Source organism: Streptomyces sp. NPDC046860 (genome assembly GCF_040645115.1).
In the GTDB taxonomy this organism is placed as follows: Bacteria; Actinomycetota; Actinomycetes; order Streptomycetales; family Streptomycetaceae; genus Streptomyces.
In genome coordinates this window covers 30548-55061 of the sequence record NZ_JBEYXQ010000009.1, presented here as the reverse complement: position 1 = coordinate 55061, position 24514 = coordinate 30548, and the positions used below count along the sequence as shown (strand labels likewise).

Here is a 24514-nt window from a genome sequence, read left to right as displayed (position 1 = left end):
CGGGTCCGCCTCAGACCGGGGGCCAGGGGATGGCGGGCCAGTCCCCGGCGGGCTCGGGGTGGACACCGGTGGCGAGGAGGGCGTCGACCCGTGCGCGGGTGGCGTCGATCTCGGCCGGGGTGAGCAGCGGGGCCAGCTTCACGGCCAGGGCGCCGCGTTCGGCGAGGGCGTCGCGCAGAGCGGCCAGGACCTCGACGGCGTCCTCGGTGAGGGGTTCGCCCGCCCAGCCCCACAGCAGGGTGCGCAGCTTGTTCTCGGCGTTGAAGGAGACGCCGTGGTCGATGCCGTAGAGCCGTCCGGCGACGGTGGGCAGGAGGTGGCCGCCCTTGCGGTCGGCGTTGTTGATCACGGCGTCGAGGACGGCGAGGCGGCGCAGCCGCTCGTCGTCGGCGTGCACGAGCAGCGCGGTGCGGCCTTCGCCGACCTCGGCGAGACCGATGGCCTTCCAGCCGGGTCCGGCCTCCTCGCCCTCGGCCAGGGCGAGGAGTTCGGCCTCGGTGCTGACCTCGATCCAGAGCTGGCACATGCCCTCGCCGAAGGGGCCGTCGCGCAGCACGGTCGGCGGGATCAGGCCCCAGCCGGTGGCCTCGGAGACCTCGTAGGCGGCGACCTCGCGGCCCGCCAGGGTGCCGTCGGGGAAGTCCCACAGCGGGCGTTCGCCGGCGACGGGCTTGTACACGCACGTGGCCTCTCGGCCGTCGAGGGCGACGGTGCAGAACAGGGCGGCGTTGGAGGCGTCCCGGATGCGGCCGCGCACGGTCAGCTCGCCGCGGGCGAGCAGTTCGGCGGCGTCCGCGTCGGTCCCCGTCCGCGCGGCGCTCACGCTCCCCGGCGGTATCCGTTCTGGCGCGGACATACGTGTCCTTCCGGGTCGAGCGGGAGGCTGCACAGCGGGCACGGCGGCCGCCCGGCGTTGACGACGTCGAGGGCGCGCTTGGCGAAGGCACGGGCCTGCGCGCCGGTCAGGCGGACCCGCAGCATCGGGGGCCCGTTCTCCTCGTCCTGGAGGAGGCGTTCCTCGGCCTCGGCGAGGTCCTCGGCGGTCTCGGCCTCCAGTTCCACCAGGGCCTGGGCCTCGACGACCATGCGCTGTTCCTCGCCGTCCCAGGCCAGGGCCATGGTGCCGACGCGGAACTCCTCGTCGACGGGGCTGTCCAGCGGTCCGGTGTCGGAGATCTCGACGGGGGCGACGGCGGGGACCGCGGCGTTGCCGCCGCTGCGGCGCACGACCTCGTCGAGGAGTTCGTCCATGCGTTCGGCGAGCGCGGCGACCTGGGCCTTCTCCAGGGCCACGCTGGTCACTCGCGGGCCCGCCGTGGCCTGGAGGAAGAACGTACGGCGTCCGGGCAGTCCGACCGTGCCGGCCACGAAGCGGTCCGGCGGGTCGTAGAGGAACACCTGACGGGACACGTCCTGTCTCCATTGGGGTCGGGATCGTTCGAGCGGTCGGAGCGTTTCACGCGGTCGGTACGGGTGTGCGGGCACCCCGCACGGCCGACCGCCTCACCCTACTGCGGGCGGCGATCACGGTGCGCCCGCACCGCCCCCGACCGGTGCGTCGTCGTCGGGGGGAGTCTCGCGGGGGGCGAGGGAGGCGAGGTCGCCGGTCTCGCCGAGGCGGACGAGATAGGGCCGCAGCCGGGTGTAGCGGATGGCGGTGACGGAGCAGGGTTCCACGGAGACGCGCTGGAACAGGTCGAGGTGGAGCCCGAGGGCGTCGGCGACGATCGACTTGATGATGTCGCCGTGGGAGCACATGAGGTAGACGGCGTCGGCGCCGTGCTCGCGCTCCACGCGCGCGTTCCAGTCGCGCACGGCCTCGACCGCGCGGGCCTGCATCTCGCGCATGGACTCGCCGCCGGGGAAGGCCGCGGCCGACGGGTGGGTCTGGACGACCTCCATCAGCGGTTCGTCCTTCAGCTCGGCGAGCTTGCGGCCCGACCAGTCGCCGTAGTGGCACTCCCCGATCCGGTCGTCGGTGCGGGGGCTGAGGCCGGGGCGGGCGTCCAGCAGCGGCTGGACGGTCTCCTGGCAGCGCTGGAGGGGGCTGACGACGATCTCGGCGAGCGGCAGCCCGTCGAGCCGGCCCGGCAGTGCGGCGGCCTGCTGGGCGCCGCGTTCGTCGAGGGTGACACCGGGTGTCCAGCCGGCGAGCAGACCCGCGGTGTTGGCGGTGGAACGGCCGTGCCTAACGAGGATCAGGGTGGGCATGCGGCCCAGCGTAGACCGGCGCCGCCGGGTGGTGATCCGGGGCGCTCCATCACGGTCCCCGCGTGCGCGCGGGGCGGGACGGCGGGACAATGCACTCCGTGATCTTCGACTGTGCCATCTACCGCGACGGACATCGGACCGATTCGTCCGACGACCCCGCGAAAGCGCTGCGGGAGGCGCGGGCGGCGGACGACGCGTTCGTGTGGATCTCGCTGCACGATCCGTCGCCCGCGGAGTTCGACCGGGTCCGCGAGGTCTTCGGCCTGCACCCGCTGGCCGTCGAGGACGCCCTGAAGGCCCACCAGCGCCCGAAGCTGGAGGTCTACGACGACTCGCTGTTCGTGGTGCTGAAGCCGGTGTTCTACGAGTCCTCCCGCGACGAGGTGTCCACGGGCGAGGTCATGCTCTTCCTCGGCGACTCCTTCGTGCTGACGGTGCGTCACGGCGAGGCGTCCCCGCTGCCGGAGGTACGGCGCCGGCTGGAGGCGGACCCGGACAAGCTGCGGCACGGTCCCACCTCGGTGCTGTACGCGGTCGCGGACGCCACGGTCGACGAGTACCTGGAGGTGGCGACCGAGCTGGGGACGGACCTGGACGAGCTGGAGGCGGAGGTCTTCTCGCCGTCCGACGCCGGTTCGCGGGGCACCGCGTCCCGGATCTACCTGTTCAAGCGGCAGGTGCTGGAGTTCCGCCGGGCCACCGTGCCGCTGGCGGTGCCGCTGACCCGGCTGTCGGGGATGGCGCCGTCGACGGCCGGGGTGCCGTTCGTGGACGCGGCGGCGCGGCCGTTCTTCCGGGACGTCAACGACCATCTGACGCGCGTCAACGAGTCGGTGGAGGGCCTGGACCGGCTGGTGTCCGACATCCTCTCGGCGCATCTGGCGCAGATGGGGGTGCGGCAGAACGACGACATGCGCAAGATCTCGTCCTGGGCGGCGATGGCCGCGATCCCGACGCTGATCGCGGGGATATACGGCATGAATTTCGAGCACATGCCGGAGCTGCGCTGGGTGTGGGGCTACCCCACGGTGGTCGCGGTGATGGTGGCGCTGGAGCTTCTGCTGTACCGGAACTTCAAACGCCGCGGCTGGCTGTAGCCGCGCCGCCGCTCACGCGAACTCCGTGGCCCTGGGCGCGGGGCCGCCGAGCGCGTCGCGCCGCTCGGGCATCTCCAGGGTGACCATGCGGCGCCAGCCGAAGGCCCGCTCCCACACGTACAGGGCGTGGATGCCTGCGGCCAGGAGCGCGCTCCTGGCGCGGGACCAGCGAAGGAGGCGGCCCATGTGGGCCATCACGGCGAGGCTGACGTCCCGGTAGATCCGGATCTCGGCCAGCGCGCTCTCGCGCAGGACGCGCTGGATGGTGCGGCCGTGGCCCGCGTAGGCGAGGCGCAGCAGTTCCTCGTGGCAGTAGGCGAGGTGGTTGTCCTCGTCGTGGGAGATCATGCGCACCGCGCGGCCGATGTCGGGATGGTCGCCGAAGTGCTTGAGGAGCATCCGCATCTGCTCCGAGGCCCGCTGCTCGGTGACGCGGCTGTGCGCGAGGTAGGTGACGATGTCGCTCTCGGTCAGCGGCCGGTCGGCCTTGAGCTTGTCGTGGGACAGCCCGATGCCGCGCCGTTCGAGGAGCATCGTGTAGTCGGTGTCCGGCGGGACCTCCACGGGCTTCAGTCCGCGCTTGCGCAGCAGTGCCTCGAAGATGCGTCCGTGCTTGTCCTCGTCGGCGCCGTGCCGGGCGATCCTGGGCGCGAGGCGGCGGGCGCCGGGCGGCACCAGGGCGGCGATCCTGCCGTTCTCCCAGCCGCCCTGGGACTCGCCGCCGGCGGCGATGGAGCAGAAGAGCCGGAAGGACGCGTCGTCGTCGAGGATCTCCTCAAACAGGCTTCTGGCCGAAAGCATCGCGGGCCCCTCTCTGCACGATTCCGCAGAGAAGTAGTCAAATGCGGGTCAAGGGGGCGCGCAACAGGAGGACGGCGGCGCTGGGCCGAAGGAGGGACGGGCGGGGGCGTAACCCCGTCCGTCCCGGCGCGTTGTTCCGCGTGACGGCCGTGGCGGGGAAGACCCCCCGAGCCCCCACCACGGCCGCGAATCTTTTCCCGGCCCCCGTCAGGCGAGGCCGGCGCGCTCCAGGGCCTCGGCGCCGCCGCGCAGGGCGGCGAGCCGCTCGTCGAGGGTGAAGCCGGCCGGAGCGAGGGTGAGGGTGGTGGCGCCCGCCGCCGCGTAGGCCTTCATCCGGTCGGCGATGCGGTCGACGGAGCCGAGCAGGGTGGTCTTGTCGATGAGGTCGTGCGGGATCGCGGCCGCGGCGCCGTCCTTGTCGCCGGCGAGGTACTTGTCCTGGATCTCGGCGGCCTCCTTCTCGTACCCCATGCGCTGGGCGAGCCGGTTGTAGAAGTTCTGCTTGCGGCTGCCCATGCCGCCCACGTAGAGCGCGGTGTAGGGGCGGAAGGTGTCGGCGAGGCGGGTCACGTCGGCGTCGTCGCCGAGCGCGAGCGGGACGGTCGGGCAGATGTCGAAGCCGTCGAGGGTCTTGCCCGCCTTCTCCCGGCCGGCGCGCAGGTAGGTGACGGCGGTGTCCTCCAGGTGCTCGGCGGAGGGGAAGATCAGCAGGGCGCCGTCGGCGATCTCGCCGGTCTGCTCCAGGTTCTTCGGGCCGATGGCGGCGATGTAGAGCGGGATGTGCTCGCGCTGGGGGTGCACGGTCAGCTTCAGCGGCTTGCCGGGGCCGCCGGGCAGCGGCAGCGTCCAGTGCTCGCCCTCGTACGACAGGCGCTCGCGGGTCATCGCCTTGCGGACGATCTCGACGTACTCGCGGGTGCGGGCGAGCGGCTTGTCGAACTTGACGCCGTACCAGCCCTCGGAGACCTGCGGGCCGGAGACGCCGAGGCCGAGGCGGAAGCGGCCGCCGGAGAGGGAGTCGAGGGTGGCCGCGGTCATCGCGGTCATGGCGGGCTGGCGGGCCGGGATCTGGAAGATCGCCGAGCCCACGTCGATCCGCTCCGTGCGGGCCGCGACCCAGCTCAGCACGGTGGCGGCGTCGGAGCCGTACGCCTCGGCGGCCCAGCAGACGCTGTAGCCGAGCCGGTCTGCCTCCTGCGCCACGGCGAGGTTGTCCCCGTCCATCCCGGCGCCCCAGTAGCCGAGGTTGATCCCGAGCTGCATGACCGATCCCCTTACTCGCAAGTAACGTTCCGCGGCCGACCTTAGCGACCCATTCCCGCGCGGCCCACCCCCCTCGGGTGTCCGGTGGGGCACGCGGGCCGGTCTCCACGTTGTCCACAGGCAACCCACGGCACCACCTCTGGCCAGTAATCTCGCGCACATGGAGCAGAGGCATCTCGGCCGTACCGGCCTGCGCGTGTCCCGGATCGGACTCGGCACCCTCACCTGGGGCCGGGACACCGACGAGCACGACGCCGCGGACATGCTGAAGACGTTCTGGGAGGCGGGCGGCACCCTCGTCGACACCGCGGACGTGTACGGCGACGGGGCCGCCGAATACCTGCTCGGACAGCTGACGGACTCCCTGGTGCCCCGCGAGGACCTGGTGATCTCCACCAAGGCGGGCAGCGTGCCGGACCCCGAGCGCCGGGCCGACGGCTCGCGGGGGCATCTGCTCGCCGCCCTGGACGCCTCGCTGGAGCGCCTGGGCACCGACCACGTCGACCTGTGGCACATCCACTGCCACGACCCCGACACCCCGCTGGAGGAGACGCTCCAGGCGCTGGACCTGGCGGTGAGCAGCGGCCGCGCCCGGTACGCGGGAGTGTCGAACTTCTGCGGCTGGCAGCTCGCCAAGGCGGCCACCTGGCAGCTCGCGGCTCCGGGCATCCGCACCCGGCTGGCCGGGACCCAGCTCGAGTACTCCCTGCTCCAGCGGGGCATCGAGCGCGAGGTGCTGCCCGCGGCTCTGGACCTCGGCATCGGGCTGCTGCCCTCCTCCCCGCTGGGCCGGGGGGTGCTGACGGGGAAGTACCGGACCGGCGTGCCGGCGGACTCGCGCGGCGCCTCCGAGCACATGGCGCCGTTCGTCGAGCCGTATCTGGACGACACCGCCGGCCGCATCGTGGACGCGGTGACCACGGCCGCCGACGGGCTCGCGGTCACCCCGCTCCAGGTGGCCCTGGCCTGGGTCCGCGACCGTCCGGGCGTGACCGCACCGGTGGTCGGCGCGCGCAACGCACGGCAGCTCGCGGCGGCGTTGTCGGTGGAGGCGCTTAGTCTTCCTGACGAGATCTGCCGGGCGCTGGACGACGTGTCGGCGCCCGTGCACCGCTATCCCGATCACGACTGGAGCACCCTGTGACCACGGAGCAGACGCCTGCCGGCGGCGCGGAGGCGGCCGCCGCGGACACCGACGGCGCCACCCCGGCCGAGGGCACCTCCGGCGCAGCGGCAGAGGCCGGCCCGGCATCGTCCGGCGAGAGTGCCGGAGACGCGGAGGCGCCGGCCGGCGAGGCGGGCACCGCCACCGAGGACACCGAGGACAGCCAGGCTTCCGAAGACACCGACGACTCCGAGGACACCGAGGACACCGAGGACACCGAGGCATCCGAAGACGCCGGGACTCCGGAGGCCGCCGAGGGCGCGGGCGCGCGCTCCGAGGCGGCGGCCGAGCTGGCCGCCCAGCGGGTGGAGCGGGACCGGATCGCCCGGCGCAAGGCCGAGCGGCAGGGTCCCGTGGCGAGCGGGGGCAAGCTGAGCGGTACGGCGGCCGACCTGCTGGCCGCCGTACGGGCGGTGGAGAGCGGGGAGAAGCCGGTCGCGCCGGCGTTCACGGAGCCCGCTCCGGCCCCGCGCCGTCCCGCGCCCGAACCCGTGCGGCGCCCGGAGCCCGTCCGGGCGGCTCCGGCGCCGGACGCCGAGGCCGTGGGGTCCGTGCGCGCGGTGCTCGCCCGGGGCGGGGCGCCGGAGGGCCTGGCGGCCCAGGTGGCGGCGGCGCTGGGCGAGGGCGCCGAGGAGGCGCTGTCGGCCGATCCCTGGCAGTTGCTGCGGGTGGCGGGCGTGCGCCCGGAGCAGGCCGACGGCTTCGCGCGGGCCCTGCTGGGCGCCGAGTGCCGTCCCGACGACGAGCGGCGCGGACGCGCGCTGACGGTGTGGCTGCTGGAGCAGGCGGCCCTGGCCGGGCACACCGCGCTGGACCTCCCCGCGCTCGTCGAGGCCCTGGGCAAGCGGGGCGTGCCGGACCCGGACGAGGCCGTGCAGAGCGCGCTGGCCGAGGGCGACGCGCTGGTCTTCCAGGACGCCCTGGAGCCGGGAGCCCAGCCCGCCGCCCCTGCGGCTGCGGCTGCGGACGACGGCGAGGAGACCGTGGAGGAGGTCCCGGTCCGCGTGCTGGCGGGTCTGGAGCGGTACGCGCTCGCCGAGGAGAGCCTCGCGGACACGCTGGCCCGGCTGGTCAACTCGGCCGGCAAGGAGACCGCCGAGCCCTGGGAGGCCGCCGCGGCGGCCCTGAGCGGCGGCGCGGCCGAGCTGGCCCGCCAGGTCGCCGGGCACGGCCTGGTGCTGCACACCGGCGGCGAGGCGGCCCGCGCCGAGCCCGCCGCGCTGCTCGGCGCCGCCCGCGAGGCGGGTCTGCGCGCGTTCGCGGTCTGCCACACCCCCGACGGAGCGCGCCGCTTCGCCGCGCACCTCGGCGAGGAGCCGGGCACGGGTGCCGTGGGCACCGTCGCGGGCCTGCTGTCCGGCGCGTCGGGCCCCGGCCGGGACGCGGAGGGCGCGCTGGACCTCGATCTGCTGATCGTGCTGGACGCGCCCCAGCTGGACGTCGAGGGCGCCGCGATGCTGGCCGAGTCGCTGCCGGACGGTGCGCGGCTGCTGCTCAGCGGTGACCCGGCGGTGCTGTGGTCGACCGGTCCCGGCCGGGTCTTCGCCGACCTGCTCGCCGTGTCCGCCTGCCCGCGCGTCGCCTCCCGCGTCCCCGACCCCGGTCCGCTCGGCGAACTGGTCTCGGGCATCGGCGTGGGTGAGCTGAACCAGGTCGAGGCGCCCGGCAAGGAGGTCGTGATCGTCCCGGTGCGGGACGCGGGCGAGGCCGTGCACCGCACGGTGCAGCTGGTGGCGGACTCGGTGCCGCGCGCGTTCGGGGTCCCGCCGGAGGAGACGGTGGTGATCACTCCGGGGCACGGGGGCGCCGCGGGCACCCGCGCGCTCAACACGGTCCTGAAGGAGCGGCTGAACCCGGGCCCGGGCCGCTTCGGCGGCTTCGACCCCGGCGACCGGATCGTGCACTCCCCCGCGCCGGGCCGTCCGGTGCCGGGCCGGGTGGTGCGGGCGGACGAGGCGGGACTGCACCTTGAGTGCGCGGGCGCGCCCGTGGTCGTGCCCAGGGAGCTGGTGGAGAGCCGGGTGCGGCACGGCTGGGCGGTGACCGCGCACCAGGCGGTGGGCGGCCGCTGGCCCGCCGCCGTGGTGGTGCTGCCCGGTGACGCGGCGGGGATGCTGACCCGGCCGTGGGTGTACACCGCGTTCGGCCGGGCCGAGCGGCATCTGTCCGTGGTGCACGGCGTGGAGCAGGCGCTGCCCAGGGCGGTCGCGGAGGGCGTGGCCAAGCCGCGGACGACCCGGCTGCGCACGCTGCTGGAGGTCCAGCTCACCCCGGCGGGCTGAGCGGCCGACACGCAGAAACGGCGGTGCCGTACCGGAGGGCTCCGGTACGGCACCGCTGTTTCGTCCGCGTTCACCGCCGCCAGGTCACCGGTCGTGGTCGTCGGGCTCCGCGTCGTCGTCCTGCTCGTGCGCCTCGTGCGGCTCGTCGCTGTCGTCCCGGTCGAAGACGGCGCTGACGTCGAAGCGGCAGATCACCTGCTGGGGGTCGGCGTCCTCGAAGGGCGCGCCCAGCCATTCGCCGGGCTCGGGCGCCTCCTCGGCCGCGGTGACCCAGAGCGTGGAGTCGCCCTCCTCGAGGCCGAACTCCCGGTGCCGGGAGGCGATCTCGTCGGGCTCGTACTCGCCGAACAGGATGCCGAGCGCGCCCGGCACCGTGGTCGCGGTGTCGTCGTCCGTGAGGGTCTCCTCGAACTCCGCGGCCTCCACCCGCTGGGCCTGGGCCAGCAGCCGCCGGGGTTCGGCCACCGTGTAGTCGCGGCGGATCAGGACGCTGACGGCGTGGGGCTCCTCCGGGCCCGCGTACGGCGGCAGCGCGTCGTCGGCGCCGGGGATCTCGAAGGGGGTGACCTCGTCGTAGCGGTCGTAGAGCAGCTCGTCGTACACCTCGCCGGCCGCCGCAAGCTGATTGAACGCCTCGTGGACGGCCGAGTCGTCGTCACCCGTCCTGCGTTCGACGGCCGCCAGGTGACGGTCGAGCGCGGTCTTGACCGCCTCGGCGGCGGCGCGTACCTCGGCAGCGGTGGGCTGCGCAGCATCAGACATAGTGCAGACGCTATCCGTACCGGGCACCAGCCCGCACAATAGATGCGATGCCGGAATACGAATTCGTCGACGTGTACGTCCCCCGCGGGGTGTCCCGCCAGGAGGCCACGCGTCTACTCACGGACCATGCCGAGTACGGACACTGGGAGTTGGACCGACTGAGCCTGATGCGCGACGGCAGCCGCAGGGTGCGGTTGCGCCGGCGGATCATCCGCCAGGTGCGGGCCACGTGGTGAGGGCGCGCGAGTCGAACACTGATCGGAGCGGGCCCCGCCGGGTGTACGGCAGGGGCCCGCTCCGGTCTCGGTCACGCTCCGGGATCAGGCAGCGTTGCGCGCCTTGCGGTACAGGACCGCGCCCGCGAGCACCGCGCCGGCGCCGGCCGACAGCGCGAGGCCGAGCGGCAGGTCACCACCGGTGTGGGCGAGCTGGCCCCCGGCGGAGGCGCCGCCCTGGTACCCGGCCTGGGAGGCCCCCTGCGGGGTGTGGCCACCGCCGGTGGACGGGGTGGTGGGGCCGGCCGGGGTGGACGGCGCGGCCGGGTTCGCGGGGGTGGCGGGCTTGCCGGGCGCACCGGGTCCGCCCGGCTGGCCGGGCTTGCCCGGGGTACCGGGGTTTCCGGGAGTGCTGGGGTTTCCGGGATTCCCCGGCGTCCCGGGATTGCCGGGCGTACCTGGATTCCCCGGAGTACCGGGGTTCCCAGGCGTGCCCGGGTGTCCGGGCGTACCCGGGTTGCCCGGGTGACCGGGGTGGTGGCCGTGGTGGCCGGGGGGACACGGCTCGTCCCCGTGGTGACCGGGGTGGCCCGGGTTCCCCGGATGTCCGGGCGTGCCCGGCTGGCCCGGATGTCCGGGCGTGCCCGGGTGGCCCGGGTGGCCCGGCTGGCCGGGGTGGCCCGGGTGTCCCGGCGTACCAGGATTCCCCGGGTGGCCCGGCGTGCCCGGGTTCCCCGGCGGGTTCTGGTGGTCGCGGCCGTGGCCGCCTCCCCCGCAGCGGTTGCCCGCCGCCGCGTTCCCCACGCCGATCACGTCGACGCTGTTGCCGCACAGGTCGACCGGGATGTCGATCGGCGCCTGGACGGTGTTGCCGGAGCCGATGCCCGGCGAGTCGGTGGTGCGGCCACCGGCGTGCGCGCCCCCGGAACCGCTTCGCGCCCCGTTGCCGCAGGCGTTGCCCGCGGCCGGGTTGAGCAGTCCTACGACGTCGACGGTGTTGCCGCAGACGTTCACCGGTACGTGGACCGGGGCCTGCACGGTGTTGCCGGACAGTACGCCGGGCGAGCGGGCGGCGGAGCCGGCCGCGCCCGAGTCGGCGTGTGCGTATCCACTGGCGGCGGCGATCACTCCGGTCGCGGCCGCCATGGTCATCAGGCCCTTGCGGGTGCCCTGTCGCATGTTCTGATCCCCCCTGGGATTTCCCTGCTTCGACTGGGTGCGAGACCGGTCGGCCCCGGAGCGCGTGAGATGCGCTCCGGGGCCGACGGTTCGCTGAAGACGCCCCTCGAACCGCTGACGTCAGTCGTTGACGCAGGTGTTGCCGAAGGCGGGGTTCAGGAGCCCGATCACGTTGACCGTGTTGCCGCAGACGTTCACCGGGACGTGCACCGGCACCTGGACCACGTTGCCGGACAGGACGCCGGGCGAACCCACGGCGGCACCGTTGGCACCCGCGTCGGCGGCGGCCATGCCAGCGCCCGCGAGAACGAGTCCACCGGTGGCGACCGCGGCGGCGACGACCTTCTTGATCATTATTCCTCCTAGTTGGAAACGCGGCCCCAAGGTGCGGGGTCGCATCACCTGTAACGAGGAGGAGCTAATCGAGCTACGAGCTTATCGTCGCATTCACTCTTCTCAGTCGATCTCGCACGCCTGCCTGATTCCCCGTCACCTACGGGTTCAGGAGGCGTCGAGGAACCGGTCGAGCACCCGCACCCCGAACTGCAGCCCGTCGACCGGAACCCGCTCGTCCACGCCGTGGAACATTCCGGCGAAGTCCAGCTCCGGCGGCAGCTTGAGCGGCGCGAAGCCGAAGCCCCGGATGCCGAGGTCGTCGAACGACTTGGCGTCCGTACCGCCGGAGAGCATGTACGGCACCGCACGCGCGATCGGGTCCTCGGCCAGCAGTGCGGACTGCATGGCCTCCACGAGGGCGCCGTCGAAGCTGGTCTCGACCGCCTTGTCCGCATGGACGTCCGAGCGGCGCACGTTCGGACCCAGCAGCCGGTCGAGGTCGGTGAGGAACTCCTCCTCGTGGCCGGGCAGGAAGCGTCCGTCGATGTGCGCGGTGGCCTCGCCCGGGATCACGTTGACCTTGTAACCGGCGTTCAGCTGCGTCGGGTTGGCGGTGTTGCTCAAGGTGGCGCCGATGAGCTTGGCGATGCCGCCGAGCTTGGCGAGGGTCGACTCCATGTCCTCGGGGTCGAGTTCGGTGCCGAGAGCGTCGCCGAGTTCGTCCAGGAAGGCACGGGTGGTCTTGGTGACCCGGACCGGGAACTTGTGGCGGCCGACGCGGGCGACCGCCTCGGACAGCTCGGTGATGGCGTTGTCGCGGTGGATCATCGAGCCGTGCCCGGCGGTGCCGGCCACGGTCAGCTTCATCCAGTGCATGCCCTTCTCGGCCGTCTGGATCAGGTAGAGCCGCCGCTGGTCGTTCACCGTGAAGGAGAACCCGCCGACCTCGCTGATGGCCTCGGTGACCCCCTCGAAGAGCTCGGGGTGGTTGTCGACGAGGTAGCGCGCGCCGTAGGTGCCGCCCGCCTCCTCGTCCGCGAGGAAGGCGACGACGACGTCCCGCGGGGGCTTGCGCCCGCTGCGCAGCCGGTCACGGACGACCGCGAGGGTCATCGCGTCCATGTCCTTCATGTCGACGGCCCCGCGCCCCCACACGCACCCGTCGGCGACCTCGCCGGAGAAGGGGTCGTGGGTCCAGTCGGCGGCGTTGGCCGGCACGACGTCCAGGTGGCCGTGGATCAGCAGGGCCGGCCGGGACGGGTCCTCGCCCTCGATGCGGGCGACGGTCGAGGCGCGCCCCGGGTGCGACTCGAAGATCTTGGGCTCAAGGCCGACCTCGGCGAGCTTCCCCGCGACGTACTCGGCGGCGGCGCGTTCGCCGGGCCCCGAGTGGTCGCCGTAGTTGCTGGTGTCGAACCGGATCAGCTCGCGGCAGAGGTCCACGACCTCGTCCTCACCGGTGACGCCCTTGGCCGTGTCCGTCTCGCTCACGCTGTTTCCTCCCGCTGTCACTGCTGGTGGGTCTCCCCCATCCTCCCCCCGCACGGCCGGTACGCGTCCACCCCGCCACCGTGCGTTCACACGGCGGGGGCCGGGGCAGGGGGTGATCGGACACCCCCGAAAGCCTGGTAATGTTTCCTTCGTCGCCGCGGGGAACACCCCGCACGACAGACACCTTGTCCGGGTGGCGGAATGGCAGACGCGCTAGCTTGAGGTGCTAGTGCCCTTTATCGGGCGTGGGGGTTCAAGTCCCCCCTCGGACACCACTGAAGGACCCCTGTGGATCAGGGGTCCTTCTGCTTTCCCCGGCCCCCGGGCGGTCCGGCACAATGGCCCGCATGGCCCGACGCACCTCCCGCACCCCCTCCCGTACCGCCGCTCCCGCCTCCTGCCCCTGCGGGCTGCCGGGCGCCTACGCCGACTGCTGCGGGCGGTTCCACTCGGGGGCGGCCGCCGCGCCCAGCGCCGAGGCGCTGATGAGGTCGCGGTACAGCGCCTTCGTGGTGGGGGACGCGGGCTATCTGGTGCGGACCTGGCATCCGCGCACCCGGCCCGCCCGGCTGGACCTGGACCCGGGCATGCGGTGGACGGGGCTGGAGATCCTGGACACCGGCGACGGGTCCGCCTTCCACACCACGGGGACCGTGACGTTCCGGGCCTCCTACCGGGGCGGTTCGCTGCACGAGCGGAGCCGGTTCGAGCGGGTGGAGGGGGCGTGGGTGTACGTCGACGGGGAGTTCCTCGAGGACTGAAGCCCTACGGCACCAGGATGTCCAGCTCCTGGAGCGCGCCCATGGTGATCTCCCTGGTCAGTTCCTCGGCGCGGACGCCGTCCCCGGCGCGGACGGCCTCGGCGACCCGGACGTGCAGGGTGACGGCCGGCGGGTCGGGGTCGGCGAACATCACGTCGTGGTGGGTGCGGCCGGCGAGGACCTCGGCGACGACGTCCCCGAGGCGGGCGAACATCTCGTTGCCGGAGGCCGTGAGGATGATCCGGTGGAAGGCGATGTCGTGGATCAGGTACTGGTCCAGCTTGTGACCGCGTGAGTTGGCGACCATGCCGAGGGCGCACTCGGTGAGTTCGGCGCACTGCTCGGCGGTGGCGTTGCGGGCGGTGAGGCCCGCGGCGACGGGTTCGATCGCGGAGCGCAGCACGGTCAGCGAGCGCAGCTGGTGCGGGCGGTCGGCCCCCTGAAGGCGCCAGCGGATGACCTGCGGGTCGTAGACGTTCCACTCGTGCTTGGGGAGCACGGTGACGCCTACCCGGCGGCGGGAGGCGACCAGGTGCATGGATTCCAGGACCCGCACGGCCTCACGCATGACGGATCGGGAGACGTCGAAGGACTGCGCCAGTTCGTCGGTCCGCAGCACGCTTCCCGGCGGGTACTCGCCCGCCGTGATCGCGGGGCCGAGGGTGTCCAGTACGCGGCCGTGCAGCCCCCGGCCCGGTGTGCTCATGCACTCAGCGTACGGCCTGGATCACAGACACAAAAAGTCAGACTTATATGTCACAGGCACTTGAATTTGTCGTACCTAATAGGTTTCAGTGTGGCGACGCCGGAGTTCGGCGTCGATGTCGAAGAAGACAGCGAGGCAAGTCATGCGCACCCCCCAGGTCGTCGTCGTGATGGGCGTCGCCGGGACGGGCAAGACCACGATCGGTCCCCTGCTCGCCGCCCGGCTGGGCGTCCCGTATGCCGAGGGCGACGACTTCCACCCCCAGGCCAACATCGACAAGATGTCGGCCGGGACCCCTCTGGAGGACGCCGACCGGTGGCCGTGGCTCGACGCCATCGGGCGCTGGGCGCAGAGCCGGGCGGGCCTCGGCGGGGTGGTGAGCAGCTCGGCGCTGAAGCGGTCCTACCGCGACCGGCTGCGGGCCGAGGCCCCGGGCGCCGTGTTCGTCCACCTGACCGGTGACCGTGAGCTCATCGAGGGCCGCATGTCCCAGCGCCAGGGCCACTTCATGCCGACGGCGCTGCTGGATTCCCAGTTCGCCACGCTGCAGCCGCTGGAAGCCGACGAGGCGGGAGTCGCCGTCGACGTCAGCGGTTCGCCGGAGGAGATCACCGAGCGCGCGGCCGAGGCTCTCGCCGCGTACGCCGCCGCCTCCGCGTAGCACCCCTCGCTGCACCCCCTCAGTTCCCCCGAATCCCCGTATCTGCAAGGGAATCCCGTGACCAGACTCAGCGTCGAGATGCTGGCAGCGGACACCGTCCAGCCGATCACCTCGGCAGGCCACGCCCAGCTGGGCATAGCCGTCCTGGCGGGCATCGCCGTCATCGTTTTCCTCATCACCAAGTTCAAGCTCCACGCCTTCCTCGCCCTGACCATCGGTTCGCTGGTGCTGGGCGCGGCGGCGGGCGCGCCGCTCGACAAGGCCATCGTGAGTTTCACGACCGGTCTGGGCAGCACGGTCGCCGGTGTCGGTGTGCTGATCGCGCTGGGCGCGATCCTCGGCAAGCTGCTCGCCGACTCCGGCGGCGCGGACCAGATCGTCGACACGATCCTCGCCAAGGCGGGCGGCCGTGCGATGCCGTGGGCCATGGTGCTCATCGCGTCCGTGATCGGTCTGCCGCTGTTCTTCGAGGTCGGCATCGTGCTGCTGATCCCGGTCGTGCTCATGGTCGCCCGGCGCGGCAACTACTCGCTGATGCGCATCGGCATCCCGGCGCTGGCCGGTCTGTCCGTGATGCACGGCCTGATCCCGCCGCACCCCGGCCCGCTGGTCGCCATCGACGCGGTCAAGGCCAACCTGGGTGTGACGCTGGCCCTCGGCATCGTGGTCGCCATCCCGACCGTGATCATCGCCGGTCCGCTGTTCTCGAAGGTCGCCGCCCGCTGGGTGGACGTGCAGGTGCCCGACCGGATGATCCCGGAGCGCGCCTCGGAGAGCCTGGAGCGCCGTCCGGGCTTCGGCGCCACGCTGGCCACCGTGCTGCTGCCGGTGGTGCTGATGCTGGCCAAGGCCCTGGTGGACATCGTCGTGGACGACCCGGCGAACATGACCCAGCGGGTCTTCGACGTGGTCGGCTCCCCGCTGGTCGCGCTGCTGGCCGCGGTGATCCTCGCCTTCTTCACCCTGGGCCGCCCGGCGGGCTTCACCAAGGGCCGTCTGCAGCAGACCGTCGAGAAGAGCCTGATGCCCATCGCGGGCATCCTGCTGATCGTCGGCGCGGGCGGTGGCTTCAAGCAGACGCTGATCGACTGCGGTGTGGGCCAGATGATCCTGGAGATCTCCAAGGACTGGTCCATCCCCGCGCTGCTGCTGGCCTGGCTGATCGCGGTGGCGATCCGGCTGGCGACCGGTTCGGCGACGGTGGCGACGGTCTCGGCCGCCGGTCTGGTCGCGCCGCTGGCCGCCGACATGTCGACGACGCACACGGCCCTGCTGGTGCTGGCCATCGGTGCCGGTTCGCTCTTCTTCAGCCATGTCAACGACGCCGGCTTCTGGCTGGTGAAGGAGTACTTCGGGCTGAGCGTCGGCCAGACGGTGAAGACCTGGTCGGTGATGGAGACCATCATCTCGGTGGTCGCCGGCGGCCTGGTCCTGCTGCTGTCCCTGATCATCTAGGGGCGGTACGGCGATGACGGCTCACCCTCTCTTCGACATCAGCGGCCGTACGGCCCTGGTCACCGGTTCCAGCCGGGGCATCGGACTCGCCCTGGCCCGTGGTCTCGCCGAGGCGGGCTGCACCGTGGTCCTCAACGGACGTGACGGTGAGCGCCTCGCGCGGGCCGCGGCGGAACTGCCGGGCGACCGGGTGCACACGGCGGTGTTCGACGTGACCGACGGTCCCTCCGTGGCCGCCGGGATCGCCGGGGTCGAGGAGCGGGTGGGCCCGCTCGACATCCTCGTCAACAACGCGGGGATGCAATTGCGGGCGCCGCTGCTGGAGTTCACCGACTCCGACTGGCACCGCGTTCTCGACACCAATCTGACCAGCGCGTTCCTCACCGGGCGCGAGGCCGCCCGGCGGATGACCGAGCGCGGGCGCGGCAAGATCGTGAACGTGTGCTCGCTGCAGAGCGAGGTGGTCCGCCCCGGCATCGCGCCGTACGCGGCGGCCAAGGGCGCGCTGAAGATGCTCACCAAGGGCATGTGCGCGGACTGGGGTCCGCGGGGCGTGCAGGTCAACGGGCTGGGGCCCGGTTACATCGAGACCGAGCTGACCCGGCCGCTGGTCGAGGACGCCGAGTTCAGCGCGTGGGTGCGGGGGCGGACCCCGGCCGGGCGCTGGGGGCGTACCGAGGACCTGGTCGGCGGGCTGCTGTTCCTGGTCTCCCCCGCCGCCGACTTCGTCACCGGCCAGGTGCTCTACGTCGACGGCGGCATGACGAGCGTGCTCTGACGCGTCCGCGTGCTCTGACGCTCTTCCGCGCTCAGCGGCGCCACAGCGGGTGTTCCCGCTGAGCCCACTCCCGGCTCACGGTGCCGGTGCGCAGTCCCCGCCGCGCCTCGGGGTCACCGAGCGCCTTGCCGATGTGTCCGGCGAGGACCACTCCGGCGGTGAGGGCCAGCCAGTCGTGGACGAAGGTGGCCGAGGTGCGCCACACCAGCGGGGCGAGGTGGGTGAACCACATCAGCAGGCCGGTGCCGAGCATCACCAGGACGGCTCCGGCGATCCAGGCCGTGTAGAGCTTCTGCCCCGCGTTGAACTTGCCCGCGGGGCGTTCCGTGTACCGCTTGTCCCGGCGCAGGGCGGCGCGCAGCCAGCGCCGGTCGTGCGGGCCGAAGCGGTTGAGGGCGCCGAGGTCGGCGCGGAACGCGCGGGAGGCGAGCCCCAGCAGGACCGGCAGGGGCAGGGCGAGTCCGGCCCATTCGTGGACGCGTACGACGAGTTCGCGGCGTCCGGCCAGGACGGCGAGCTGGGGCACGTACAGGCAGGCGGCCGTCAGGACGCAGACGGCCATGAGGGCGGCGGTCGTGCGGTGCACCCAGCGTTCGGCGGGGGTGAAGCGGCGGACGCGGGCCGCGGCGGGTGCCGGGGCGTCAGCTCGTAGGGTCATCGGTCCGTCCGTTCGATCGGCCGACCCAGGCGTCGACGTCGTAGCCGCGCGTCTCCCAGTAGCCGGGCTGGACGTGGTCGGTGACGGTTATCCCGGAGAGCCACTTGGCGGACTTGTAGAAGTACATCGGGGCGACGTACAGGCGGACCGGGCCGCCGTGGTCGTGGCCGATGTCCTCGCCCTGCATGCGCAGGGCGACCAGGACGTCGGGGCGGCGGGCCTGGTCGAGGGTGAGGCTCTCCGTGTAGGTGCCGTCGAAGCAGGTGAAGCGGACGGCCTTCGCGGTGCGGCGCACTCCGGCCGCCTCCAGCAGGTCGTCCAGCCGCACGCCCTCGAAGGGCGTCTTCGGCACGCGCCAGCCGGTGACGCACTGGACGTCCCTGGTCAGCCGGGTGCGGGGCAGGGCGCGCAGGTCGGCGAGGGTGTAGGCGCGCGGGCGGTCGACGAGGCCGTCGACGGTGAGCCGGTAGTCGGCGGGGCTCTTGCGCGGGACGGACGCGGCGACGGAGTAGTACCGGAAGCCGCCGCCGTTGGGGAGCAGGCCGCTCAGTCCGGTGGGGTCCTGTCCGGAGAGCGATCCGAGCGTGCGTTCGGCGCCGCGTTGCAGCCAGGGGGCGGTGGCGACGCCGAGCGCGCCCAGGCCGAGGGTGCCGAGGAAGACGCGGCGGCCGACGGGCTTGCCGTGGGCGTCGGGGTCGTCGGGGGCTTCGGCCGGGGTGTGCCGGTCCGGATCGGGGGTCACGTCGTCATTCGAGCACGTCCGGGGCCGCCGGGGCCAGTGTGGCGTGGGTCCGGCCGAGGGCCAGGGCGTGGGCGCGGGCCCGGTGGAAGGCGGTCCGGGGGGCCTGGCCGGTGTAGGACCAGGGGGCGGGGGTGGCGTGGGGGCCGATGCGCTGGAAGAGGGCGGCGGCCTCGGCGGGGCGGCCGGCGGCGGACATGGCGAAGGCCAGGTGGTTGAGGTCGATGTGGCGTCTGGGGTGTTCGTCGTGCTCCCACTCCAGCCACCAGTCGAAGGCGCCCGCGAGGATGCGGCGGGCCCGGGGTCCGCTCCAGTGGGCGCAGGGGGCGGGGCCGGGGACGGCCGGTGCGAGGCCGGCGGCGGCGAGGACGCGGTGGCGTTCGGCGTACGCGACGACCGGGAGGACGGCGAGCGGGGAGTCGGCGGGCGCCTCGGCGGCGGCACGCTCGGCCGCGTCGTACGCCTCGTGGGACTCGGGGCCGCCGGGCGGGCGTTCGGCGAGGGCGGCGATGAGCAGGTGGTGGCCGTGGTGGTGCTCGGGATGCCGGGCGCGCAGCTCCTGGAAGGCGGCCGTCAGGTCCGCCTCGGGGCCCTGGGCGCGGGCCAGCATGAGCAGGCCCAGCCAGGGGGTGGGGTCGGCGGGGGCCAGCCCGGCGGCGGTGCGGCAGGCGGCGCGGGCGCGGCCGGGGTCCTCCTGGCCGGCCAGGGCGCGGTGGACCAGGGCCAGGGCGAGCAGGGTGGCGGCGTCGGCGGAGCCGGGCTCGTCGAGCAGCCAGTGGGCGGCCCATGTGTGGGCGCCGGGTACGGCGGCGAGCACGGTGGCGCGGTGGCCGCGCCGGTCCCAGTCGTCGCCGGTGTGCGGCAGCAGCGAGCGGGCGGAGTGCGGGCGGTCCTGGGACAGGGCGGCGCGCGCGGCGTGGAGTTCGGCGTCGCCGAGAGCGGCGTCGAAGATGCCGGGGTGCTCGGGGGCGGTGCCGCCGGGCGGTGGGGCGGGGGCCCGGTCTGTGACGGGCGGGGGCGGGGTCAGGGGCACCGCAGGACTTCCTGTTTTTCGGGCTGCCATCGGCCGATCACTCACAGCAAACTCCCCGCCCTGGTTTGCGTCAAGCGGAATCAGGGTGTTGCTGGGTTCAACCACCGCGGCAGCATGGGCACTTGGGACACAGGTGCCCAGGTCGGCGCCGGACAGGCCGGTCCGGGGGGCGGCGGTTGTGGCGTACGCCATGGCGCCGGAGGGCGGGGCACCGGAACATGACCGGACGGTTCCCCCGAAACGTGCGCCGTTTCGGGCACTCTCCCCAGTCATGCCCTTGTGGGGCGCTACAGTCGGCCACTACGCATTCGTGGCCCGGCCGATGATCGAGGTACGCAGCGTGTCCGTTCCGGTAGTCCTCCTCGCCGTGGGTGCCGCGGGGTGCCTGGGGTTCGGGTTCGTGCTCCAGCAGAACGTGGCGCGCGACGCGCCGCCCGGCGACTTCCTCTCCTTCCGGCTGCTGCTGGACCTGATGCGGGTGCCGCGCTGGCTGGGCGGTACGGCGCTGATGGTGGCCGGCATGGCGCTGGGCGCGGTGGCGCTCGGCAACGGCGAGATCTCGCTGGTGGAGCCGCTGCTCGCCACCAACCTGCTGTTCGCGCTCGCCCTGTCCCGCCGGCAGACCGGCCAGCCGGTGGGCCGGCAGGGCTGGACGGGGCTGGTGCTGCTGGCGGGCGGGGTGAGCACGTTCATCCTGGCGGGCCGCCCCCGCGGCGGCACCGCAGTCACCGATCCGGTACGGCACTGGCTGATCCTCGGTGTGATGGTGGGGGTGGCTCTGGCGCTGGCCGGCTGGGCGAAACGGTCGCGGACCACGTGGAGCCCGGTGCTGCTGGCGACGGCCGCCGGGCTTCTCTACGGCGTGCAGGACGCGCTGACCCGGGTGAGCAGCATCCGCTTCCGGGAGGGCGGCTTCACGGAGCTGTTCACCGGCGGGCATCCGTACGCGGTGCTGGCGCTGGGGGTGACCGGACTGCTGCTGGTGCAGAGCGCGTTCGAGACGGCTCCCCTGCGGATGTCGCTGCCCGCGCTGACCGCGGCGCAGCCGCTGGCGGGCATCCTGTGCGGGGTCGGCTTCCTCGGCGACCGGCTGCACACCGACACCGGGGCGCTGGCCTGGGAGGCGGCGGGGCTCGCCGCGATCGTCGCGGGCATCGTGCTGCTGGGGATGCATCCGGCGATGCCGTGCGGTGCGGCCGAGGAACGGCCGGTGCGGGATCTCCAGCGGAACTGAGCTGCTTGGATGGCGGGCATGAATCCCGCCGACGAGATCCTCGACATCGTGGACGAGCACGACCGTGTCGTCACCCAGGCCCCGCGCGGTGAGGCGTACGCCCGGGGGCTGCGTCACCGCTGCGTCTTCATCCAGGTCCGCGACGCGGCGGGCCGGCTCTTCGTGCACCGGCGCACCGCCACCAAGCTGGTCTTCCCCGCGCTGTACGACCTGTTCGTCGGCGGCGTGGTGGGGGCGGGCGAGTCCTACGACGAGGCGGCGCTGCGCGAGGCGGAGGAGGAGCTGGGGGTGAGCGGGCTGCCCGAGCCGGCGTTCCTCTTCAAGTTCCTCTACGAGGACGGGGCGGGGCTGAGCTGGTGGTCGGCGGTGTACGAGGTGCGCTGCGAGCTTCCGGTGCGGCCGCAGGCGGAGGAGGTGCAGTGGCACGCCTTCCTCACCGACGAGGAGGTGGCCGAGCGGCTCGGCGCGTGGGAGTGGGTGCCGGACGGACTGGCCGCGCACGAGCGGCTGCGGGGGTTCCGGGCGGCCGGGTGAGGGGCCGGTAGGGTCCGGCGTGTGAGCGGATTCGTGCGCAACGCCCGGCTCTGGTTCGCGCCCGAACGGGTGCGGGACGAGGGCACCACCCCGGACTACCGGTTCTCGCTGGCCAACGAGCGGACCTTCCTGGCCTGGCTGCGGACCGCGCTGGCGCTGATCGGCGGCGGTTTCGCGGTGGACCAGTTCCTGCCGCATCTGCGCTGGGCGTGGCGGGTGGGGCTGGCGCTGGCGCTGCTGGGCGCCGGGGTGCTGTGCGCGCTGCGCGCGGTGCATCACTGGGTGCGCTGCGAGCAGGCGATGCGGCGGGGCGAGGATCTGCCGGTGTCCCGGTTCCCGGCGCTCCTGAGTCTGCTGGTCGCGGTGGTGGCCGTGGCGATGGTCGTGGTGGTGCTGGCCGGATGGGCGGGATGACCGGGACCGCTCCGGCCGGCGACCCCGGGCTGCAGCCGCAGCGCACCCGGCTGGCGTGGCGGCGTACGACGTTGTCGGGCACGGTGACCGCGGTGCTGGCCATGCGTGCGGCGGTGCGCGCGGCGAGTCCGCTGACGGGGGCGGTGCTGTGCCTGCTGTGCTGCCTGTGCTGGCTGGCCTTCCTGGCGCTGGCCCATCTGCGCATCAGCACCCTGGCGGCGAGCCCGGAGCCGGCCGCGGCGACACCGCGCCTGGCGTGGGCGGCGACGGGATGCGCGGTGGCGCTGGCGGTGTGCGCGGCGGTACTGGTGACCTAGGGGCGGTCTCCGTGCCGCCCCTGTACGCCGTCTCACAGGACGGTTCCGGTGAACACACTGGACGACATACCGACCGGTCGGCATCATGTGACGCGTCCCTGTTCGCCCCTTCGTAGGAGTGCTGAATGAGCGCCGACCACCCGCCCGGACTGGATCTCGACCGGCTGCGCGCGCTGCTCGACCGTGAACGGCCCGGCCTGGTGACGGGCCCCCTGACCGGGCGGCTGATCGAGGGCGGCCGGTCCAACCTCACCTACGCCGTCTCCGACGGCACCTCGCGCTGGGTCGTCAGACGGCCCCCGCTCGGCCATGTGCTGGCCACCGCGCACGACATGCGGCGCGAGCACCGGGTGATCAGCGCCCTGCACCCCACCCGGGTGCCCGTCCCCCGGCCGGTGCTGCTGTGCGAGGACGACGAGGTGCTCGGCGCGCCGTTCTACGTCATGGAGTTCGTCGAGGGCACCCCGTACCGCACGACGGACCAGCTCGCCGCGCTCGGCCCGGAGCGCACCCGGGACGCGGTGCTGTCGCTGGTGGACACGCTCGTCGAGCTGCACGCGGTGGACCCCGCCGAGGTGGGCCTCGCCGACTTCGGCCGCCCCGAGGGCTTCCTGGACCGCCAGCTCCGCCGCTGGGGCAAGCAGCTCGACGCCTCCCGCAACCGCGAACTGGCGGGCGTGGACGAGCTGCACGCGGCCCTCGGCCGCTCCCTGCCCACCTCCCCGGCCCCGGCCGTGGTGCACGGCGACTACCGCCTGGACAACGTCCTGATCGGCGAGGGCGACCGCATCGAGGCGATCCTCGACTGGGAGATGTCGACCCTGGGCGACCCGCTGACCGACCTGGGCCTGCTGGTGATGTACAGCCGGCCGCTCGGCATGACCCGCTCCCCCGTCTCCACCACCGCCGAGGCCCCCGGCCACCCCACGCCCGCCGAGCTGATCGAGCGGTACGCGGAGCGCTCCGGGCGGGACGTCTCGGACGTCAACTGGTACACGGCCTTCGCCTGGTTCAAGCTCGCCGTGATCCTGGAGGGCATCCACTACCGGTACACCCTCGGCCAGACGGTCGGGCGCGGCTTCGACCGCATCGGGGATCTGGTGCCCGTCTTCATCGACCACGGACTGACCACCCTTCAGGAAGGCTGAGAAAAGATGGACTTCGCGTTCGACGCGCGCACCGAGGAACTGCGGGACAGGCTCCTCGCCTTCATGGACGAGCACGTGTACCCCGCCGAGCCGGTCGCCGAGGAGCAGCGGGCGCTGCTGGCCTCCCCCTGGGACACCCCGGCGGTGGTGGAGGAGCTGAAGGCCGAGGCGCGCAGGCAGGGTCTGTGGAACCTCTTCCTGCCCGACTCCGAGTACGGCGCCGGGCTGACCAACCTCCAGTACGCGCCGCTGGCCGAGATCACCGGCCGCTCCCCGCAGCTGGCGCCGACCGCGCTGAACTGCGCGGCGCCGGACACCGGGAACATGGAGGTGCTGGCGCAGTTCGGCACCGACGAGCAGAAGAAGCGCTGGCTGGAGCCGCTGCTGGCCGGGGAGATCCGGTCGGCGTTCGCGATGACCGAGCCGGAGGTGGCCTCCTCGGACGCCACCAACATCACCACGCTCATCGAGCGGGACGGTGACGAGCACGTCATCACGGGGCGCAAGTGGTACATCTCGGGGGCGATGAACCCGGACTGCGGGATCTTCATCGTGATGGGCAAGACCGACCCGGACGGCGCGGACATCCGCCGTCAGCAGTCGATGGTGCTGGTCCCCCGTGACACGCCCGGCGTGACCGTGAAGCGGGCCATGCGGGTCTTCGGGTACGAGGACCACTCGCACGGCGGGCACGCGGAGGTCGTCTTCGACCACGCGCGCGTGCCGGTGGCCAACCTGGTGGGCGAGGAGGGCGGCGGCTTCGCCATCGCGCAGGCCCGGCTGGGTCCGGGGCGCATCCACCACTGCATGCGGCTGATCGGCATGGCCGAGCGGGCCATCGAGCTGATGTGCCGGCGCGCGGTGGGCCGTACCGCGTTCGGCAAGGCGCTGGCGCAGCAGGGCGTGGTGCAGAACTGGATCGCGGACGCGCGGGTGACGGTGGAGCAGCTGCGGCTGCTGGTGCTGAAGACGGCCTGGCTGATGGACACCGTCGGCAACCGGGGCGCCCACACCGAGATCCAGGCCATCAAGATCGCCACCCCGCGCGCGGTGGTGGACATCCTGGACCGGGCGATCCAGCTGCACGGCGCGGGCGGGGTGAGCCAGGACTTCCCGCTGGCGGAGCTGTACGCGGGGGCGCGCACGCTGATGCTGGCGGACGGCCCGGACGAGGTGCACCAGCGCTCGCTGGCCCGGCGTGAGCTGAAGAAGTACCTGTAGCCCGCAGGCGGTCGTAAGGGGCGCTCGCCGTTGCGGGCGCCCCTTACGCGTGC

27 protein-coding genes and 1 tRNA gene are annotated in these 24514 nt (G+C 73.2%); 15 read left to right on the top strand and 13 right to left on the bottom strand.

The genetic code is table 11. The annotated features are described in order from the left end of the window. Positions 1-10 precede the first annotated feature (10 nt). From ABZ898_RS15320 to ABZ898_RS15310, 3 genes are all read right to left on the bottom strand, one after another. The gene (locus tag ABZ898_RS15320; protein WP_361657902.1) at positions 11-856 is read right to left on the bottom strand and encodes an SCO1664 family protein; all 846 of its coding nucleotides are present in this window, start codon (positions 854-856) and stop codon (positions 11-13) included. Further along, positions 820-1410, bottom strand: a complete 591-nt coding sequence (locus ABZ898_RS15315) for a DUF3090 domain-containing protein (RefSeq protein ID WP_361657899.1) — start codon at positions 1408-1410, stop codon at positions 820-822. Before ABZ898_RS15315 ends, ABZ898_RS15320 begins: the two co-directional genes overlap by 37 nt. A 114-nt stretch (positions 1411-1524) precedes the next feature. Then, entirely contained in the window at positions 1525-2211 is a 687-nt protein-coding gene (locus ABZ898_RS15310) for a histidine phosphatase family protein (protein ID WP_361657896.1), read from the bottom strand. A 98-nt stretch (positions 2212-2309) separates the two neighbouring features. Between ABZ898_RS15310 and corA the strand changes: the two genes are divergently transcribed. Beyond that, the gene (gene corA, locus ABZ898_RS15305) at positions 2310-3308 is read left to right on the top strand and encodes a magnesium/cobalt transporter CorA (protein ID WP_361657893.1); all 999 of its coding nucleotides are present in this window, start codon (positions 2310-2312) and stop codon (positions 3306-3308) included. Between the two features lie 12 nt (positions 3309-3320). On the opposite strand, the gene ABZ898_RS15300 is transcribed toward corA, so the two are convergent. After that, complete coding sequence (locus tag ABZ898_RS15300) at positions 3321-4109, bottom strand: ferritin-like domain-containing protein (RefSeq protein WP_361657891.1); 789 nt, start codon at positions 4107-4109, stop codon at positions 3321-3323. A gap of 207 nt (positions 4110-4316) precedes the next feature. Continuing rightward, positions 4317-5372, bottom strand: coding sequence for an LLM class F420-dependent oxidoreductase (locus tag ABZ898_RS15295; protein ID WP_361657888.1), 1056 nt, complete (start codon positions 5370-5372; stop codon positions 4317-4319). Positions 5373-5532: 160 nt separating this feature from the next. On the opposite strand from ABZ898_RS15295, the gene ABZ898_RS15290 reads away from it, so the two are divergent. Then, positions 5533-6516, top strand: a complete 984-nt coding sequence (locus tag ABZ898_RS15290; RefSeq protein ID WP_361657885.1) for an aldo/keto reductase — start codon at positions 5533-5535, stop codon at positions 6514-6516. Further along, positions 6513-8819: a helix-hairpin-helix domain-containing protein gene (locus tag ABZ898_RS15285; protein WP_361657882.1), complete on the top strand. Its 2307-nt coding sequence runs from the start codon at positions 6513-6515 to the stop codon at positions 8817-8819. Before ABZ898_RS15290 ends, ABZ898_RS15285 begins: the two co-directional genes overlap by 4 nt. A gap of 84 nt (positions 8820-8903) precedes the next feature. On the opposite strand, the gene ABZ898_RS15280 is transcribed toward ABZ898_RS15285, so the two are convergent. After that, positions 8904-9581, bottom strand: coding sequence for a hypothetical protein (locus ABZ898_RS15280; protein WP_361657879.1), 678 nt, complete (start codon positions 9579-9581; stop codon positions 8904-8906). A gap of 47 nt (positions 9582-9628) precedes the next feature. On the opposite strand from ABZ898_RS15280, the gene ABZ898_RS15275 reads away from it, so the two are divergent. Beyond that, complete coding sequence (locus ABZ898_RS15275) at positions 9629-9817, top strand: DUF5703 family protein (RefSeq protein WP_361657876.1); 189 nt, start codon at positions 9629-9631, stop codon at positions 9815-9817. 84 nt (positions 9818-9901) lie between these two features. Here the strand turns inward: ABZ898_RS15275 and ABZ898_RS15270 are convergent, their stop codons facing one another. The 3 genes from ABZ898_RS15270 to ABZ898_RS15260 all read right to left on the bottom strand — a co-directional run bounded on the left by ABZ898_RS15270 (position 9902) and on the right by ABZ898_RS15260 (position 12802). Then, positions 9902-10975, bottom strand: coding sequence for a chaplin family protein (locus ABZ898_RS15270; RefSeq protein WP_361657873.1), 1074 nt, complete (start codon positions 10973-10975; stop codon positions 9902-9904). Between the two features lie 120 nt (positions 10976-11095). After that, the gene (gene chpH, locus ABZ898_RS15265; RefSeq protein WP_361657870.1) at positions 11096-11329 is read right to left on the bottom strand and encodes a chaplin ChpH; all 234 of its coding nucleotides are present in this window, start codon (positions 11327-11329) and stop codon (positions 11096-11098) included. A gap of 147 nt (positions 11330-11476) precedes the next feature. Continuing rightward, positions 11477-12802, bottom strand: a complete 1326-nt coding sequence (locus tag ABZ898_RS15260) for a M20/M25/M40 family metallo-hydrolase (RefSeq protein ID WP_361657867.1) — start codon at positions 12800-12802, stop codon at positions 11477-11479. Positions 12803-12989: 187 nt separating this feature from the next. On the opposite strand from ABZ898_RS15260, the gene ABZ898_RS15255 reads away from it, so the two are divergent. Both ABZ898_RS15255 and ABZ898_RS15250 read left to right on the top strand, forming a co-directional pair. Beyond that, positions 12990-13077, top strand: a tRNA-Leu gene (locus ABZ898_RS15255). A gap of 63 nt (positions 13078-13140) precedes the next feature. After that, positions 13141-13563: a YchJ family metal-binding protein gene (locus ABZ898_RS15250; protein WP_361657865.1), complete on the top strand. Its 423-nt coding sequence runs from the start codon at positions 13141-13143 to the stop codon at positions 13561-13563. A 4-nt stretch (positions 13564-13567) separates the two neighbouring features. On the opposite strand, the gene ABZ898_RS15245 is transcribed toward ABZ898_RS15250, so the two are convergent. Next, a complete protein-coding gene (locus ABZ898_RS15245) occupies positions 13568-14269 on the bottom strand; it encodes a FadR/GntR family transcriptional regulator (protein ID WP_361657862.1) in 702 nt (233 codons plus the stop codon). A gap of 142 nt (positions 14270-14411) precedes the next feature. On the opposite strand from ABZ898_RS15245, the gene ABZ898_RS15240 reads away from it, so the two are divergent. From ABZ898_RS15240 to ABZ898_RS15230, 3 genes are read left to right on the top strand one after another with little or no spacing between them, the layout of a single operon-like run. After that, entirely contained in the window at positions 14412-14930 is a 519-nt protein-coding gene (locus tag ABZ898_RS15240) for a gluconokinase (RefSeq protein ID WP_361657859.1), read from the top strand. 57 nt (positions 14931-14987) lie between these two features. Further along, positions 14988-16385 (top strand): gluconate:H+ symporter, encoded by a 1398-nt coding sequence (locus tag ABZ898_RS15235; RefSeq protein ID WP_361657856.1) that lies wholly within the window; start codon positions 14988-14990, stop codon positions 16383-16385. 13 nt (positions 16386-16398) lie between these two features. Beyond that, entirely contained in the window at positions 16399-17163 is a 765-nt protein-coding gene (locus ABZ898_RS15230) for an SDR family oxidoreductase (RefSeq protein ID WP_361657854.1), read from the top strand. A 31-nt stretch (positions 17164-17194) separates the two neighbouring features. Here ABZ898_RS15230 and ABZ898_RS15225 read toward each other — a convergent pair whose 3' ends face one another. Genes ABZ898_RS15225 through ABZ898_RS15215 form a run of 3 tightly spaced genes read right to left on the bottom strand, consistent with a single transcriptional unit; the run spans position 17195 to position 19512 of the window. Further along, a complete protein-coding gene (locus tag ABZ898_RS15225; protein WP_361657851.1) occupies positions 17195-17821 on the bottom strand; it encodes a cytochrome b/b6 domain-containing protein in 627 nt (208 codons plus the stop codon). Next, positions 17805-18563, bottom strand: coding sequence for a molybdopterin-dependent oxidoreductase (locus ABZ898_RS15220; RefSeq protein ID WP_361657848.1), 759 nt, complete (start codon positions 18561-18563; stop codon positions 17805-17807). The genes ABZ898_RS15225 and ABZ898_RS15220 overlap by 17 nt, the downstream gene beginning before the upstream one ends. Before the next feature lie 4 nt (positions 18564-18567). Next, on the bottom strand, positions 18568-19512 hold the full coding sequence (locus tag ABZ898_RS15215; RefSeq protein ID WP_361658399.1) for a hypothetical protein: 945 nt from the start codon (positions 19510-19512) through the stop codon (positions 18568-18570). Positions 19513-19933: 421 nt separating this feature from the next. Here ABZ898_RS15215 and ABZ898_RS15210 point away from each other — a divergent pair, with 421 nt between their 5' ends. The 6 genes from ABZ898_RS15210 (at position 19934) to ABZ898_RS15185 (ending at position 24461) form a co-directional block, all read left to right on the top strand. Continuing rightward, positions 19934-20827 carry a DMT family transporter gene (locus ABZ898_RS15210; protein ID WP_361657845.1) on the top strand — a complete coding sequence of 298 codons (894 nt, stop codon included), beginning with the start codon at positions 19934-19936 and terminating at the stop codon, positions 20825-20827. 18 nt (positions 20828-20845) lie between these two features. Further along, on the top strand, positions 20846-21361 hold the full coding sequence (locus ABZ898_RS15205; RefSeq protein ID WP_361657842.1) for an NUDIX domain-containing protein: 516 nt from the start codon (positions 20846-20848) through the stop codon (positions 21359-21361). A 21-nt stretch (positions 21362-21382) separates the two neighbouring features. Then, on the top strand, positions 21383-21775 hold the full coding sequence (locus tag ABZ898_RS15200; RefSeq protein WP_361657840.1) for a DUF202 domain-containing protein: 393 nt from the start codon (positions 21383-21385) through the stop codon (positions 21773-21775). Then, positions 21772-22092 carry a DUF202 domain-containing protein gene (locus tag ABZ898_RS15195; protein WP_361657837.1) on the top strand — a complete coding sequence of 107 codons (321 nt, stop codon included), beginning with the start codon at positions 21772-21774 and terminating at the stop codon, positions 22090-22092. The genes ABZ898_RS15200 and ABZ898_RS15195 overlap by 4 nt, the downstream gene beginning before the upstream one ends. Before the next feature lie 125 nt (positions 22093-22217). Beyond that, entirely contained in the window at positions 22218-23240 is a 1023-nt protein-coding gene (locus tag ABZ898_RS15190; RefSeq protein ID WP_361657834.1) for a phosphotransferase family protein, read from the top strand. A gap of 6 nt (positions 23241-23246) precedes the next feature. Beyond that, positions 23247-24461 (top strand): acyl-CoA dehydrogenase family protein, encoded by a 1215-nt coding sequence (locus tag ABZ898_RS15185; RefSeq protein ID WP_361657831.1) that lies wholly within the window; start codon positions 23247-23249, stop codon positions 24459-24461. Positions 24462-24514: the final 53 nt, after the last annotated feature.

Bases quoted from the DNA above. Each gene is read 5' to 3' on its own strand.
- ABZ898_RS15205 (WP_361657842.1), top strand. From the start codon at position 20,846: ATGAATCCCGCCGACGAGATCCTCGACATCGTGGACGAGCACGACCGT.
- ABZ898_RS15195 (WP_361657837.1), top strand. From the start codon at position 21,772: ATGACCGGGACCGCTCCGGCCGGCGACCCCGGGCTGCAGCCGCAGCGC.
- ABZ898_RS15250 (WP_361657865.1), top strand. From the start codon at position 13,141: ATGGCCCGCATGGCCCGACGCACCTCCCGCACCCCCTCCCGTACCGCC.
- ABZ898_RS15225 (WP_361657851.1), bottom strand. From the start codon at position 17,821: ATGACCCTACGAGCTGACGCCCCGGCACCCGCCGCGGCCCGCGTCCGC.
- ABZ898_RS15295 (WP_361657888.1), bottom strand. From the start codon at position 5,372: ATGCAGCTCGGGATCAACCTCGGCTACTGGGGCGCCGGGATGGACGGG.
- ABZ898_RS15310 (WP_361657896.1), bottom strand. From the start codon at position 2,211: ATGCCCACCCTGATCCTCGTTAGGCACGGCCGTTCCACCGCCAACACC.
- ABZ898_RS15185 (WP_361657831.1), top strand. From the start codon at position 23,247: ATGGACTTCGCGTTCGACGCGCGCACCGAGGAACTGCGGGACAGGCTC.
- ABZ898_RS15290 (WP_361657885.1), top strand. From the start codon at position 5,533: ATGGAGCAGAGGCATCTCGGCCGTACCGGCCTGCGCGTGTCCCGGATC.
- ABZ898_RS15240 (WP_361657859.1), top strand. From the start codon at position 14,412: ATGCGCACCCCCCAGGTCGTCGTCGTGATGGGCGTCGCCGGGACGGGC.
- ABZ898_RS15275 (WP_361657876.1), top strand. From the start codon at position 9,629: ATGCCGGAATACGAATTCGTCGACGTGTACGTCCCCCGCGGGGTGTCC.
- ABZ898_RS15280 (WP_361657879.1), bottom strand. From the start codon at position 9,581: ATGTCTGATGCTGCGCAGCCCACCGCTGCCGAGGTACGCGCCGCCGCC.
- ABZ898_RS15190 (WP_361657834.1), top strand. From the start codon at position 22,218: ATGAGCGCCGACCACCCGCCCGGACTGGATCTCGACCGGCTGCGCGCG.
- ABZ898_RS15320 (WP_361657902.1), bottom strand. From the start codon at position 856: ATGTCCGCGCCAGAACGGATACCGCCGGGGAGCGTGAGCGCCGCGCGG.
- ABZ898_RS15230 (WP_361657854.1), top strand. From the start codon at position 16,399: ATGACGGCTCACCCTCTCTTCGACATCAGCGGCCGTACGGCCCTGGTC.
- ABZ898_RS15270 (WP_361657873.1), bottom strand. From the start codon at position 10,975: ATGCGACAGGGCACCCGCAAGGGCCTGATGACCATGGCGGCCGCGACC.
- ABZ898_RS15245 (WP_361657862.1), bottom strand. From the start codon at position 14,269: ATGAGCACACCGGGCCGGGGGCTGCACGGCCGCGTACTGGACACCCTC.
- chpH (WP_361657870.1), bottom strand. From the start codon at position 11,329: ATGATCAAGAAGGTCGTCGCCGCCGCGGTCGCCACCGGTGGACTCGTT.
- ABZ898_RS15300 (WP_361657891.1), bottom strand. From the start codon at position 4,109: ATGCTTTCGGCCAGAAGCCTGTTTGAGGAGATCCTCGACGACGACGCG.